The sequence below is a fragment of the Pseudomonas sp. B34(2017) genome (assembly GCF_002112915.1).
In the GTDB taxonomy this organism is placed as follows: domain Bacteria; phylum Pseudomonadota; class Gammaproteobacteria; order Pseudomonadales; family Pseudomonadaceae; genus Aquipseudomonas; species Aquipseudomonas pharyngis.
In genome coordinates this window covers 83,125-95,618 of record NZ_NEJA01000009.1, presented here as the reverse complement: position 1 = coordinate 95,618, position 12,494 = coordinate 83,125, and the positions used below count along the sequence as shown (strand labels likewise).

Here is a 12,494-nt window from a genome sequence, read left to right as displayed (position 1 = left end):
ATCCCCGACTGGTTCGGGGATTTTTTATGCCTGCGATTTGGGCATCAGCCGAAGCGGTAGATGTCCATGCCCAGTGCGCCCATGGTGAAACCTTGATGGGCAATGCTGAAATCACCGCCGGCACCTCGGGCGAAGTACAGCGGCAACAGGTGCTCGTCGCTTGGATGGTTGCGTACTGCGTTCGGTGCCTGCTGACGGTAATCGTGCAGGGCGGCTTCGTCGTTGGCGGCCAGCTTGTCGACTATCCAGTCACGGAAGTCCCGCGCCCACGGTTCGACGCTCTCCGGGCCGGCGTGCCAGTCCAGTTCTCGCAGGTTGTGGGTGATGCTGCCGGAGCCGATCAACAGAATGCCCTGTTCGCGCAGCCTGGCCAGCGCCTGGCCGACGCGGTTCTGTAGCGCCGGACCGCCACGACTCGGTAGGGAAACCTGCACCACCGGGATGTCAGCCTGCGGGTACATCAGCGACAGCGGCACCCACACACCGTGATCGAACGGTCGTTGTGGATCGAGGCGTGCCGGCAGGTCGTTGGCGGTCAGCAGATCGGCAACCCTACGGGCGAGTTGCGGATCGCCCGGGGCCGGATACTGCACTTCAAACAGCGCGCGGGGGAAACCGCCGAAGTCGTGCCAGGTTTCCGGTTGCGGATGGCCGCTGACCAGCAGCTCATGGCTTTCCCAGTGGGCGGATACGATGACGATGGCTTTCGGGCGTGGCAGTTCGGCCGCCAACCGCGCCAGGGCCGGGCCGCTGGCGCCGGGCTCAAGTGCCAGCATGGGCGAGCCATGGGAGATAAACAGGCTGGGAAACATGGAAAGGTTCCTGAGCGTTAAGATGGTTCATCTTCAGTCAGTTCATTGATCTAATTCCAATATAAGTTTTAACGCCTTTTGATCGAATTCTTTGGAGGATGCATGCAGCCGGAGTTTTGGCACAAGAAGTGGGAATCGAACCAGATCGGCTTTCACCAGCCGGAGGTGAACCCTTATTTGCAGCGGCACTGGCCCGATCTGGCCATCCCGGCGCAGGCGCGTGTGCTGGTGCCGTTGTGTGGGAAAAGCCTGGATCTGCTGTGGCTTGCCGGGCGTGGGCATCGGGTGCTCGGCGTCGAGCTGTCGGAGAAGGCCGTGGAAGACTTCTTCCGTGAGCAGCAATTGCAGCCGCAGATCAGTGAAGAGGGCAGCTTCAAGGTTTATCGGGCCGGCGCGATCGAGTTGTGGTGCGGGGATTTCTTCGCCTTGTCTGCGAACGATGTGGCCGATTGCACGGCGTTGTATGACCGTGCGGCGCTGATCGCCTTTCCGGCGCCAATGCGTGAGCGCTATGCGGCGCATTTGTTGAGCATCCTGCCGACGGGGCTGCGTGGTTTGCTGATCACGCTGGATTACGATCAGGCTCGGATGTCCGGGCCGCCGTTTGCGGTGACAGATGCCGAGGTGCAGCAGCTGCTCGGTGGCGACTGGGCGGTGCAGGCGCTGGAAGAACAGGACGTACTGAGCGAAAGCGGGAAGTTCCTGCAGGCGGGTGTGACACGGCTGGAAGAGCGGGTGTACCGCCTGACTCCTCAGTAACAGAACAACAAAAAAGGCCCGCATCGCTGCGGGCCTTTCTGTTGGAGCGGGGCTGATCAGCCGCGACGACGCAGGGCGTCGATACGATCTTCCAGCGGCGGGTGGCTCATGAACATGCGAGCAAACCCCTGTTTGATACCGCCGTTGATGCCGAAGGCATTCAGGGTGTCAGGCATGTGCACCGGCAGGCCCTGTTCGGCGCGCAAGCGTTGCAAGGCGTTGATCATCGCCCCCGTACCGGCCAGGCGGGCGCCGGCATCATCGGCACGGAACTCGCGTTTGCGCGAGAACCACATCACGATTGCGCTGGCCAGAATGCCCAATACCAGTTCGGCGAAAATGGTCGCGATGTAATAGGCCATGCCCTGGCCTTCTTCGTTCTTGAAAATCACCTTGTCGACGAAGTTGCCGATGATCCGCGCGAAGAACATCACGAAGGTGTTCACCACGCCCTGTATCAGCGCCAGGGTGACCATGTCGCCGTTGGCCACGTGGCCGATCTCGTGGGCCAGCACGGCCCGCACTTCATCTTCCTTGAAACGCTCGAGCAAGCCCTGGCTGACCGCGACCAGTGCGTCGTTCTTGTTCCAGCCGGTGGCGAAGGCGTTCGCTTCATAGGCCGGGAAAATACCGACTTCGGGCATCTTGATCCCGGCTTCCCGGGACAGTTGCTCGACGGTTTGCAGCAGCCACTGCTCGTGACGAGTACGTGGCTGGGTGATGATCTGGGTGCTGGTGCTCATTTTCGCCATCCACTTGGAGATGAACAGCGAGAACAGGGAACCGGCAAAACCAAAGACTGCACAGAAAACCAGCAGCTGACTGAGGTTGAGATCAACCCCGTTGGCCGCCATGAACCCGTTGAAGCCGAAAAGGCTCAGGGTGATGCTGGCTATCAGCACGACCGCCAGGTTAGTGGCCAAAAACAGCAGGATGCGCATCATGGTTGTAGAAGTCTCCTCAAGCTAAAGATGTAGCGTACTGCGGGGTATATAAGGTGCGGCACCTGGCGATTCAACCGAGTGACTATTTCAAACTGTGTCCTACACCGGATTCGTCGGACATGGGATATTTCCCACTGCCGAATCCGCTATGGATGACAGGCACGCGGCACCCGGTCTCATTGCGTCAGGCACGCATGATTCGTATGACTCGCAAGTGTAGAAGGTGCTGGAGGAGGGGAGCAGCAGAAGTGTTGCTGAATCAGACAGTGCGCAACGTTCGGGCCGTTGCGCACTGAGCGCCGGTTACTGGCGGTACGACTTGAGGAAGTTGCCAATGCGACCGATGGCCATGTCCAGGTCATCGACCCGCGGCAGCGTGACCACGCGGAAGTGGTCAGGCCACGGCCAGTTGAACGCCGTGCCTTGCACCACCAGCAGCTTCTCGGAGAGCAGCAGGTCGAGCACGAATTTCTCGTCGTTGTGGATCGGACAGACTTTCGGGTCGATCTTCGGGAACGCGTACAGCGCACCCATCGGCTTCACGCAGCTCACGCCGGGAATGTCGTTGAGCAGTTCCCAGGTACGGTTGCGTTGTTCCAGCAACCGGCCTTGCGGCAGAACCAGATCGTTGATGCTCTGATAGCCACCCAGGGCGGTCTGGATCGCATGCTGGCTCGGCACGTTGGCGCACAGGCGCATGTTGGCCAGCATGTCGATGCCTTCGATGTAGCTGTGGGCGTTGTGTTTCGGCCCGGAAATGGCGATCCAGCCGGAGCGGAAACCGGCCACGCGATACGACTTGGACAGACCGTTGAAGGTCAGGCACAGCAGGTCCGGGGCCAGCGAAGCGGTGCAGATGTGCACGGCGTCGTCGTAGAGGATCTTGTCGTAGATTTCGTCGGAGAACACCACCAGGTTGTGCTGACGGGCCAGTTCCAGCATGCCCAGCAGTACTTCCTTCGAATACACCGCGCCGGTCGGGTTGTTCGGGTTGATGATCACCATCGCCTTGGTGTTCGGGGTGATCTTGGCCTTGATGTCGGCCAGGTCCGGGAACCAGTCGGCACCCTCGTCGCACAGGTAATGCACCGCGTTACCGCCGGCCAGGCTCACGGCAGCGGTCCACAGCGGGTAGTCCGGCGCCGGCACCAGCACTTCGTCGCCGTTGTTGAGCAGCGCCTGCAGCGACATCACGATCAGCTCGGACACGCCGTTGCCCAGGTAGATGTCTTCGATGCCGACACCTTCGACCTGCTTCTGCTGGTAGTACTGCATCACCGCCTTGCGCGCGCTGAACAGGCCTTTGGAATCGCTGTAGCCCTGGGCGGTCGGCAGGTTGCGGATCACATCCTGGAGAATTTCGTCCGGCGCTTCGAAACCAAAGGGTGCCGGGTTGCCGATGTTCAGCTTGAGGATGCGATGGCCTTCCTCTTCCAGTCGTTTGGCGTGCTTGAGCACCGGGCCGCGAATGTCGTAGCAGACGTTGGCGAGCTTGTTCGATTTGCTGAACTGCATGGCGATGTGATCCCGAAAATGAACGATCCAGGCGGCGGGTGGACAACCGTGCTGGGAATCCTGCGTCTTCACACAGGCAAGTGTCTCGAGCGGCGGTTTCCAACAATCCGTTTGAATGCGCAGGAACCCGCTGCCAGACTGGCGTGTGACGAGGCGCAATCATACGTGCCGCCCGATCCGTGGAAAAGGTACAGATCGGGCTTTTTCAGCCGCTGAGGTGTGATGATGGAAAAGATTGAAAAGACCCTGGAAGAATGGCGGGCGATGCTCGACCCTGAGCAATACAACGTGTGTCGTCTCAGTGCCACCGAGCGACCGTTCTCCGGTAAATACAACGCCACCAAGACTGACGGTGTCTATCACTGCGTCTGCTGCAACGAGCCGTTGTTTGATTCCAGGACCAAATTCGATTCCGGTTGCGGCTGGCCAAGTTTCTACGCGCCGATCGGCGACAGCGCCATGACCGAAATCCGTGACACCAGCCACGGCATGATCCGCACCGAAGTGAAATGCGCCAAATGCGATGCGCACCTGGGCCACGTCTTCCCTGACGGCCCGCCGCCGACCGGCTTGCGTTATTGCATCAACTCGGTGTGCCTGGACCTGGTGCCGCGCGAGTAACCGATATGGGCGATCCACGGGTCGCCTTTCGAACAATTAAATTGCACACAATTCAATTGCTCGCTATTTTTGCCGTCTATCCATTTCTCAAGAGTGCGCACCATGAGCGATAACCTGCTGAATATTCCGTGCACCACCATCAAGGGCGAGCAAAAGACCCTCGCCGATTTCGCCGGCAAGGCGGTGCTGGTGGTCAATACCGCCAGCAAATGCGGTTTCACGCCGCAGTACAAAGGCCTTGAGGAGCTGTGGCAGACCTACAAGGATCAGGGCCTGGTGGTGCTGGGCTTCCCGTGCAACCAGTTCGGCAAGCAGGAACCGGGCAACGAGGGCGCCATCAGCGAGTTCTGCGAGCTGAATTACGGTGTCAGCTTCCCGCTGTTCAAGAAGATCGAAGTCAATGGGACCGGTGCGCACCCGCTGTTTGTGCAATTGAAGAAACGCGCGCCGGGCGTGCTGGGCTCCCAGGGCATCAAGTGGAATTTCACCAAGTTCCTGATCGGCAAGGACGGCCAGTTGGTCAAGCGCTTCGCCCCGGCCACCAAGCCGCAGGATCTGAGCCGCGAGATCGAAGCGCTGCTCAAATGAACAGCCTGTCCGCCGATTCGCTGAAGCTCGACAGTCAGCTGTGCTTCAAGTTGTATGCCGCGTCGCGGGCGGTGATCCGTGGCTACAAGCCGATGCTCGATCAGCTCGGCCTGACTTACCCGCAATATCTGGCGATGCTGGTGCTGTGGGAATGGCAGCAAGTCGCACCGGAGCAACCAACGGTCAAGGCGCTGGGTGAGCGGCTGGCGCTGGACTCCGGGACGCTGACGCCGCTGCTCAAGCGTCTGGAGCAACTTGAGCTGGTCCAGCGTCAGCGCTCGGCCCGGGACGAGCGTGAGGTCCATCTGAGCCTCACGCTGCAAGGGCAGGCGCTGCGTGAACAGGTCGGGCCTTTGAAGGAGCGGCTGTTGTGCGACAGCGGGGTGGACCTTGACCGGCTCAACGAGCTGCGTGAGGGACTCGATCACCTGCTGGGCCAGATCAAAGCGTTGTCGTAGTCGGTATCCACTGATCCAGCAGCGCCGCCAGTTCTTCACGGCGAAACGGCTTGGCCAGATAATCGCTCATGCCCGCCGCCCGGCAACGCTCGCGCTCTTCGGCCATCGCGTTTGCGGTCAGGGCGACAATCGGCAAGTGCGGCCAGCGACCGCTCTGACGAATCTGGCGGCTGGCTTCATAGCCGTCCATCACCGGCATGTTGCAGTCCATCAGCACCAGATCGAACTCGTCGTGTTCCAGCTGATCCAGCGCTTCTACACCATGGGCTGCGACCACGACATCACAGCCGAGCTTGCCCAGCATGCCTTTGGCCACCAGTTGATTGACCGGGTTGTCCTCCACCAGCAGCACCCGACCGCGCCGCTGAGACGAGACGCTCTCAAGGCGAGCGCGGTCGTTGGTGGTGAGGTCCGGCAACAGCGTTCGGCGCAGATTCTGATACAGCGCGTTGCGGGCCAGCGGTCGCGCCTGCTGCTGCAGCGGGGCGAGGGCGGCGGCTTCTTCACCCGGCAGGAAGCTGCCATAAGCGGTCACCAGCAGAATCGGTGCCGTCATCGCCGGGCGCAGGCCGAACAGGCATTCGGGGCAATCGGTGATGATGACGTCGGGGGAGAGGCCGAGCAGCGGGTCGTCCAGGGTTCGCTGCTCATAGGTCAGCCCCCAGACCGGCAGCAGGCTTTCCAGCAGTTCCGCCAGGCCGCTGACCGCGTTGGTGATCGCGAGCACTTTGCCGTGCAACGCTGGTGGAATCACCGCGCGGGTGTGGCAGGGCAGCGGCAGTTCGGCGCAGAACTGACTGCCGAAACCCACTTCGGAGCTTATGGTCAGGCGCCCCTGCATGGCTTCGCACAGGTTGTAGGTCAGCGCCAGCCCGAGCCCGGTGCCGCCGTATTGGCGGGTGATGCCGGCGCCCGCCTGGGTAAACGGCTGGAAAATCTTCACCTGCGCTTCCTGAGCGATGCCGATACCGGTGTCGCAGACTTCGATGCGTACCCCTTCCTTCCAGGTGGACAATCGCACATCGACGCGGCCGAAGCGGGTGAATTTCAGCGCATTGGACAGAAGATTGCTGACGATCTGCCTGACCCGGGTAGGATCGCCGAGCACCAGCGCCGGGAAGTAAGGATCGATCAGGCAGGTCAGCTCGACACTCGGTGCGGCGTTCTGTGACAGCAGGTTGGCGGTGTCTTCGATCAGTGAGCCGAGATCGAAGGGAATGTGTTCCAGCTCAAGTTGCCCTGCATCGAATTTGGACAGGTCGAGAATGTCGTTGAGCAATTCCACCAAAACCTTGCCCGAGTCGTGGGCGATGGACAGTTGCTGCTGCTGTTCGGCGTTGAGCGGGCCATCGAGCGAGAGAGCGATCATCCCCAGCAGGCCGTTGAGCGGAGTACGGATCTCGTGGCTCATGTTGGCGAGAAATGCCGAGCGTGCCTCGGCCATGTCCAGCGCCGTGCTGCGAGCCACTTCCAGCTCCTGGTTGGACTGGCTGAGTCGTGCATTGATCGCCTTGAGCTCTGCGGTACGCGCCGACACGATGTCTTCGAGTTGCGCGAGGTAGTCAGTGAGGCGGTTTTCCGCATTGCGTCGCTGCTGGATTTCCGTGGCGATGTTCTCGAACTGCTGGTTGGCGACCTTGACCAGCACGCCGATCTCGTCATTGGCATGCCCGGCTGGACATTCCAGGGTGGTCGGCTCGGCACTGCGCGGGTCGCGACCGCTGAGTTCGCGGATTACCCGTACCAGCGGTTTGGTCAGCATCACGTAGAACAGCGCGAGCAGAATTCCGGTGAGAATCAGGCTGCGGGCGAAGCCGTTGAGCAACGTGACCTCGGCACGGCGCAGGAAGCGGCTGCCGAACGCGTAGGTGTCGACTTCCAGTTTCAGGGTGCCGAGGGATTCGTTGGGCAAGTGATCGAGATAGAGGCGGTCTTCAAACTGACGTTTGGCGCCGAACAGGAAGTCGCTGATCATCCGGTAGCCGCTTTGCAGCTCCGGCCGTTTGACGTTGGCCAGCACCGTCTGATTGTTGTCGGTCAGTTGCGCCGAGATGATCGCTGGCGAGCGCAGCAGGCCCAGGGTCAGTTCTTGCGCCAGTTCGGCGTCGATGTTGTAGGCGATGCGCGAGGCCGGGTTATGGCTGATTTCCAGCAACGACAGGATTTCACGGTTGATGGACGCGTCTTCACTGGCATAATCGATGCCGATTTGCAGCAGGCTGAGCAGCGTGCCCAGAATGAACCCGACCAGCACGGTAAGCCGGGCCTGTTTGTACGACAGCCGGTGGGTGAATTTGATATCCATGGGGTGTTGAACCACTTCCGTTTCCCTTCGCTGCTCAAGCATAGTCGATCATGCACGGATTCCGGGGTTCCCGAAGCGCCTTGTAACAAGGCCCGGGACAGGTTTCGAACGCTGTCTGTCGTCGCTGCACCGCCATCATTACTGTGAACGAGCCCGAGGAGAAGACGTGGATTCCCGATTGAATGCTTTTCTTGAGCGCGCCGAGTCGGTTCTGGCGCGGATCGAACCACTGCTGCCGGCTCCACGCCCGGTCATCGACTGGGGCACCTGCCTCGCCGCGCGCTGGCAACGTGACGGTCGCAGCGGTTATCTGCTGCCGCTGGAAGTCAGCCTCGACATGCGCCTGTCGGACCTGATCGGCGTCGACCGGCAGCTGGAGCAACTGGGCCGCAACACTCAGCAATTTCTCGACGGCATGCCGGCCAACCATGCGCTGCTGTGGGGGTCGCGCGGTACCGGTAAATCGTCGCTGGTGCGCGCGTTGCTGGCTGAACACGCCAAGGCCGGTTTGCGTCTGATCGAAATCGAGCGTGATCACCTGGCGGACCTGCCACGGGTGGTGGAGCAGATCGCCAAGCTGCCGCAACGTTTTGTGCTGTTCTGCGATGACCTGTCGTTCGAGTCCGGCGAAGGCGACTACCGCGTGCTGAAAAGTGTGCTGGACGGCTCGCTCGAACAGGCGCCGGACAACGTGTTGTTGTACGCCACCTCCAACCGCCGCCATCTGGTGCCGGAGAAGGAAAGCGACAACGAAAACTGGAAGCGCGTCGATGGCGAACTGCATCCGAGCGAAGCGGTGGAAGACAAGATCGCGCTGTCGGATCGCTTCGGCCTGTGGCTGTCGTTCTATCCGTTTACCCAGGAACATTTCCTCAACGTCGTCGAGCACTGGATCGGCCAGTTGGCCGCCAAGGCCGGCCTGAGCTGGGAACGCGACGAACAACTGGACATCCTCGCCGTGCGCTGGGCAACCGGCCGCGGCAACCGCAACGGACGTTGCGCGTACCAATTCGCCCGTTATTGGGTGGGACTGAAATTGTTGGAGCACAAGGCATGATCGATTTGCAGCAGAGCGGCCAGGGTCTCGAAGGCTATGGCATGTTGGCCGCGCAACTGGAGTCGCTGCTGGCGGACGAGCGCGATTTCATCGCCAACGCCGCGCAGTTTTCGGCGTTCCTGTTCAACCAGCTCGATGACCTGAACTGGGCCGGTTTCTACCTCAATCGCAACGAAGAGCTGGTGCTCGGCCCGTTCCAGGGCCAGATCGCCTGCGTGCGTATTCCGTTCGGTCGGGGCGTTTGCGGCGCGGCGGCTGCCAGCCTGCAGACGCAGCGGGTCGAAGACGTTCATGCGTTCCCCGGCCATATCGCCTGCGACAGCGCGTCGAACAGCGAACTGGTGGTTCCGTTGGTCAAGGACGGTCGCCTGATCGGTGTGCTCGACCTCGACAGCCCGAAGCTCGCGCGTTTTGGTACCGACGATCAGGCCGGGATCGAACAGCTGGCGGCGATCTTCCTGCGTCTGACCGATTGCTGATCACGTCGTCAGGCCTGCCTTGAGCAGCACGGCCGCCGGGTCCACGGCATCGATCTGCCGTGGATCGAGAAAACGCGTGGCGTATTGCAGATACACGCCATCGCGAATGAACAGCTCGAACAGCTCGGCATCGATGTGTGCGTCGCGGCACATGGTGGCCATGATCCCCAGTGCTTCGCTCAGGGACTTGGCCTTTTTGTACGGGCGATCGGCGGCGGTCAGCGCTTCGAAGATGTCGGCAATCGCCATCATGCGCGCCGGCAGGCTCATGTCTTCGCGCTTCAGGCGCTTGGGATAACCGGTGCCGTCCATTTTTTCGTGATGCCCGCCGGCGATTTCCGCGACGCTGTTCAGATGCCCGGGGAAGGGCAGGTGACTGAGCATCAGGATCGTCTGCACCATGTGGTGGTTGATGATGTAGCGTTCTTCGCGGGTCAGCGTGCCCCGGGGGATGCAGAGGTTGTACAGCTCGCCGCGATTGTATTTGTAGGGCGGCACATCGAGTTTGAAACCCCACGGATTGTCTTCCGGGATCAGCTCGCTCTCGGCGCGCTCCAGCAGATGTTCGGGCTTGTCCGCCAGCAGCGGTTCGGTGACCGGCAGGGTCGGTGCCGGGGTGCGTGCCTGACGCCGGTTCTCCTCCCATGACAGGCCCAATCGATCATCCAGCGTGCGCGTCCAGGTGCGTTGCGCGATGTCTTGCAGACGTTGCAGGTCACCCTCGAGCATGGTTTCACTGCCCAGATTGCAGCGGGCGACGAACGCAAAATCATCATCCAGTGCCGTCAGGGTGGCCTCGCGCAGACCGGCCAGTTGCTGTTCTTCACCACCCAACGCCAGGGCTTGCCAATAGTTGATCCAGGCATCGCGCTTGAGGACTTCGAAGCGGGTGCGGATTTCGTGAAGGCGATCGTTCAGGGTCTCCAGCTTGGTGGCTTTGTCGACCACGTATTCCGGGGTCGTGACCTTGCCGCAGTCGTGCAGCCATGCAGCGATGTGCAAGGCCTCCCATTCGTCTTCGCTCGGCTGGTAATCGCTGAAGGCCGGGGCCTGACTGGCTGCAGCGGCACGGGCGAGCATCAGGGTCAGTTCCGGCACGCGCTGGCAATGCCCGCCGGTATAAGGACTCTTGGCATCAATGGCGCCGGCCAGCAGTTGAATGAACGCATCCAGCAGTTGTTTCTGTCTGGCTTGCAGGCGTTGACTCTCGATACTCACCGCGGCCGCCCCGGACACCGCTTGCAGAAAGGCGATGCGATCTGGCCGGAGTTTTTCCAGGTCACTCGGCGTGCCGCCATCGTCGATCAGCAGCACCAGCAGGCCGACGGTTTCGTTGTGCCGGTTATGCAGACGGATTCCAACCAAATGCACCCTCGGTGAACCCATGGCCAGCAGCACTTTCTGCAGGTCGGTGGCCTGTTCGAAACCCAGGTTGCTCACGACCGTGTCGGCGTTGGCCAGTTGCCGGAACCATTCGGGGCTTTGCGAGGCATCAAGACTGCGGCTTTGCAGATCGAATGCCGCCAACGGTTGAGACGAGTCTGCGACCACCAGGCCGTAGGGCTCCATGCGATTGCCATCGTTCTCACGCAGATAAATCAGCCCCGCCTGGGCCTGGGCGATCTGCACTGTCTCGAACAGTACCCGTTCCAGCAGCGGGTCGAAGCGGGTTTCGGCGGTCAGGCTGTCAGTGATGCGAAAGAAGCTGGCCAGGGTGTCTTTCATGCGAGCCATCGACAGGCTCAACTGGTCAATCTCCAGCACCAGCGATCGGCGGGTCACCGGGAAGTTGAAGTCGAAGCTGCGAATTGCATCGGCTTCCTTGACCAAGGCATGCAAGGGCGTCACCAGAACCCGCGAGATCAGCCAGCCCAACGGCAGACATAGCAGCAAGGTAGCCAGCGTGATGAGCGCTCCTTGCCAGCGCAGGCGATAGGCGTCGACCAGCAGTTCGTCTTCGGGCACCAGTAAAGCCATCTGCAAACCTTTCGGCCCGCCTTCCTGCAGCTGGCTGCGGGCGACGATCCATTGTCGGCCATCCACTTCGAGCCGATTGCCCTGGTGCCCGGACAACAAGGTGTGCAAGGCGGGGCTCAAATCGGCGGCCTTGGCCAGGCGCGCCGTGCGGTCATCGACGATCAGCCGGCGGCTGTCGGGGTAAGCCACGGCGTTGCCGTCGGCGTCGAACAGGACGATTTCCGTGGCCGGTGTCACCACGTGTTTGATCAGGGTCGCGGAGAGTGCATCAAGGGTCAGGTCGGCGCCGATCACGGCGTCTTCACCGCTGCGTCGGGCCAGCGTCGTGCCAACGTTGTGGGTGGAGAAAAAGACGTAGGGTTCGGTGGTGATCTGTTCGGCCTGCTGCCGTGCGTTGATGTACCACGCCCGGCTGCGAGGATCATAAGGTTCGTCGGGGTGGTCCTGTCGGCCGACCGGGGACAGTGCCTGGTCGAAGAACAGTGATTGTGAATGTGTCTGACCGCTGGCGTCATGTTCGATGCTCCAGACTTGAAACGCTGCTGCGTCCGGTGCCTTTAGCAGGGTTTTCAGCGCTGGCGTGCGCAAGGGGCGGACCATGAAAAAGTCGCCGTTTTCATAACCCAGGTAGAGCGAGGCCAGATCCGGATTGTCCATCAGGGACTGACTGAACGGCTTGAGCAGCGGCATGCGCGATTCAAGGCTGGGAGATCCGGCGGCGGGGGTCTCTGCCAGCAGGCTCAGCAGGTGCCGGATCGGTGCATAAGTGGCCTGCAGGTCGAGACGTACATCCTGTTCGATCCGGCTGAACAGCTTTTCACTACTCGACAGAATGATGTGTGTGGTCTGGTGGTAGTTGAACAAACCCAGCACCACTCCGGTGAGCAACAGCAGAAAGGTGAACATGACGCTGATGTGCACATGCAGCGGAAACCGGCGTTGTTCCGGGCGCAGTGGGCTGGGCATTGCAGACTCTCCG

The 12,494-nt window shown here is 61.1% G+C and carries 11 protein-coding genes; 6 read left to right on the top strand and 5 right to left on the bottom strand.

Annotation, left to right across the window (positions count from 1 at the left end; translation table 11 throughout):
- Nucleotides 1–44: 44 nt before the first annotated feature.
- Entirely contained in the window at nt 45–812 is a 768-nt protein-coding gene (locus tag CAF80_RS26095) for a class III extradiol ring-cleavage dioxygenase (RefSeq protein ID WP_074687976.1), read from the bottom strand.
- Nucleotides 813–914: 102 nt separating this feature from the next.
- On the opposite strand from CAF80_RS26095, the gene CAF80_RS26090 reads away from it, so the two are divergent.
- A complete protein-coding gene (locus tag CAF80_RS26090; RefSeq protein WP_074687974.1) occupies nt 915–1,571 on the top strand; it encodes a thiopurine S-methyltransferase in 657 nt (218 codons plus the stop codon).
- Between the two features lie 56 nt (nt 1,572–1,627).
- Here the strand turns inward: CAF80_RS26090 and htpX are convergent, their stop codons facing one another.
- Together htpX and CAF80_RS26080 are read right to left on the bottom strand one after the other, a co-directional pair.
- Nucleotides 1,628–2,515: a protease HtpX gene (gene htpX, locus CAF80_RS26085; protein ID WP_074687972.1), complete on the bottom strand. Its 888-nt coding sequence runs from the start codon at nt 2,513–2,515 to the stop codon at nt 1,628–1,630.
- A gap of 303 nt (nt 2,516–2,818) precedes the next feature.
- The gene (locus CAF80_RS26080) at nt 2,819–4,030 is read right to left on the bottom strand and encodes a pyridoxal phosphate-dependent aminotransferase (protein ID WP_007955711.1); all 1,212 of its coding nucleotides are present in this window, start codon (nt 4,028–4,030) and stop codon (nt 2,819–2,821) included.
- 225 nt (nt 4,031–4,255) lie between these two features.
- Here CAF80_RS26080 and msrB point away from each other — a divergent pair, with 225 nt between their 5' ends.
- The 3 genes from msrB (at nt 4,256) to CAF80_RS26065 (ending at nt 5,697) form a co-directional block, all read left to right on the top strand.
- Entirely contained in the window at nt 4,256–4,651 is a 396-nt protein-coding gene (gene msrB / locus CAF80_RS26075; protein WP_039770441.1) for a peptide-methionine (R)-S-oxide reductase MsrB, read from the top strand.
- A gap of 102 nt (nt 4,652–4,753) precedes the next feature.
- Entirely contained in the window at nt 4,754–5,239 is a 486-nt protein-coding gene (locus tag CAF80_RS26070; RefSeq protein ID WP_011335290.1) for a glutathione peroxidase, read from the top strand.
- Complete coding sequence (locus CAF80_RS26065; RefSeq protein WP_039770440.1) at nt 5,236–5,697, top strand: MarR family winged helix-turn-helix transcriptional regulator; 462 nt, start codon at nt 5,236–5,238, stop codon at nt 5,695–5,697. Before CAF80_RS26070 ends, CAF80_RS26065 begins: the two co-directional genes overlap by 4 nt.
- On the opposite strand, the gene CAF80_RS26060 is transcribed toward CAF80_RS26065, so the two are convergent.
- Nucleotides 5,681–8,002, bottom strand: a complete 2,322-nt coding sequence (locus CAF80_RS26060) for a response regulator (RefSeq protein WP_039770438.1) — start codon at nt 8,000–8,002, stop codon at nt 5,681–5,683. The two genes, CAF80_RS26065 and CAF80_RS26060, sit on opposite strands and share 17 nt — an antisense overlap.
- Nucleotides 8,003–8,168: 166 nt before the next feature.
- Between CAF80_RS26060 and CAF80_RS26055 the strand changes: the two genes are divergently transcribed.
- A complete protein-coding gene (locus CAF80_RS26055; RefSeq protein ID WP_007955716.1) occupies nt 8,169–9,059 on the top strand; it encodes an ATP-binding protein in 891 nt (296 codons plus the stop codon).
- Nucleotides 9,056–9,538: a GAF domain-containing protein gene (locus CAF80_RS26050; RefSeq protein WP_039770434.1), complete on the top strand. Its 483-nt coding sequence runs from the start codon at nt 9,056–9,058 to the stop codon at nt 9,536–9,538. The genes CAF80_RS26055 and CAF80_RS26050 overlap by 4 nt, the downstream gene beginning before the upstream one ends.
- Here CAF80_RS26050 and CAF80_RS26045 read toward each other — a convergent pair whose 3' ends face one another.
- Nucleotides 9,539–12,481 carry an HD domain-containing phosphohydrolase gene (locus CAF80_RS26045; RefSeq protein ID WP_039770432.1) on the bottom strand — a complete coding sequence of 981 codons (2,943 nt, stop codon included), beginning with the start codon at nt 12,479–12,481 and terminating at the stop codon, nt 9,539–9,541.
- Nucleotides 12,482–12,494 lie beyond the last annotated feature (13 nt).

What these genes read in the sequence shown, in the direction of transcription:
- CAF80_RS26060 (WP_039770438.1), bottom strand. Translation starts at nt 8,002, where the DNA reads ATGGATATCAAATTCACCCACCGGCTGTCGTACAAACAGGCCCGGCTT.
- CAF80_RS26065 (WP_039770440.1), top strand. Translation starts at nt 5,236, where the DNA reads ATGAACAGCCTGTCCGCCGATTCGCTGAAGCTCGACAGTCAGCTGTGC.
- CAF80_RS26050 (WP_039770434.1), top strand. Translation starts at nt 9,056, where the DNA reads ATGATCGATTTGCAGCAGAGCGGCCAGGGTCTCGAAGGCTATGGCATG.
- msrB (WP_039770441.1), top strand. Translation starts at nt 4,256, where the DNA reads ATGGAAAAGATTGAAAAGACCCTGGAAGAATGGCGGGCGATGCTCGAC.
- CAF80_RS26090 (WP_074687974.1), top strand. Translation starts at nt 915, where the DNA reads ATGCAGCCGGAGTTTTGGCACAAGAAGTGGGAATCGAACCAGATCGGC.
- htpX (WP_074687972.1), bottom strand. Translation starts at nt 2,515, where the DNA reads ATGATGCGCATCCTGCTGTTTTTGGCCACTAACCTGGCGGTCGTGCTG.
- CAF80_RS26070 (WP_011335290.1), top strand. Translation starts at nt 4,754, where the DNA reads ATGAGCGATAACCTGCTGAATATTCCGTGCACCACCATCAAGGGCGAG.
- CAF80_RS26045 (WP_039770432.1), bottom strand. Translation starts at nt 12,481, where the DNA reads ATGCCCAGCCCACTGCGCCCGGAACAACGCCGGTTTCCGCTGCATGTG.
- CAF80_RS26095 (WP_074687976.1), bottom strand. Translation starts at nt 812, where the DNA reads ATGTTTCCCAGCCTGTTTATCTCCCATGGCTCGCCCATGCTGGCACTT.
- CAF80_RS26080 (WP_007955711.1), bottom strand. Translation starts at nt 4,030, where the DNA reads ATGCAGTTCAGCAAATCGAACAAGCTCGCCAACGTCTGCTACGACATT.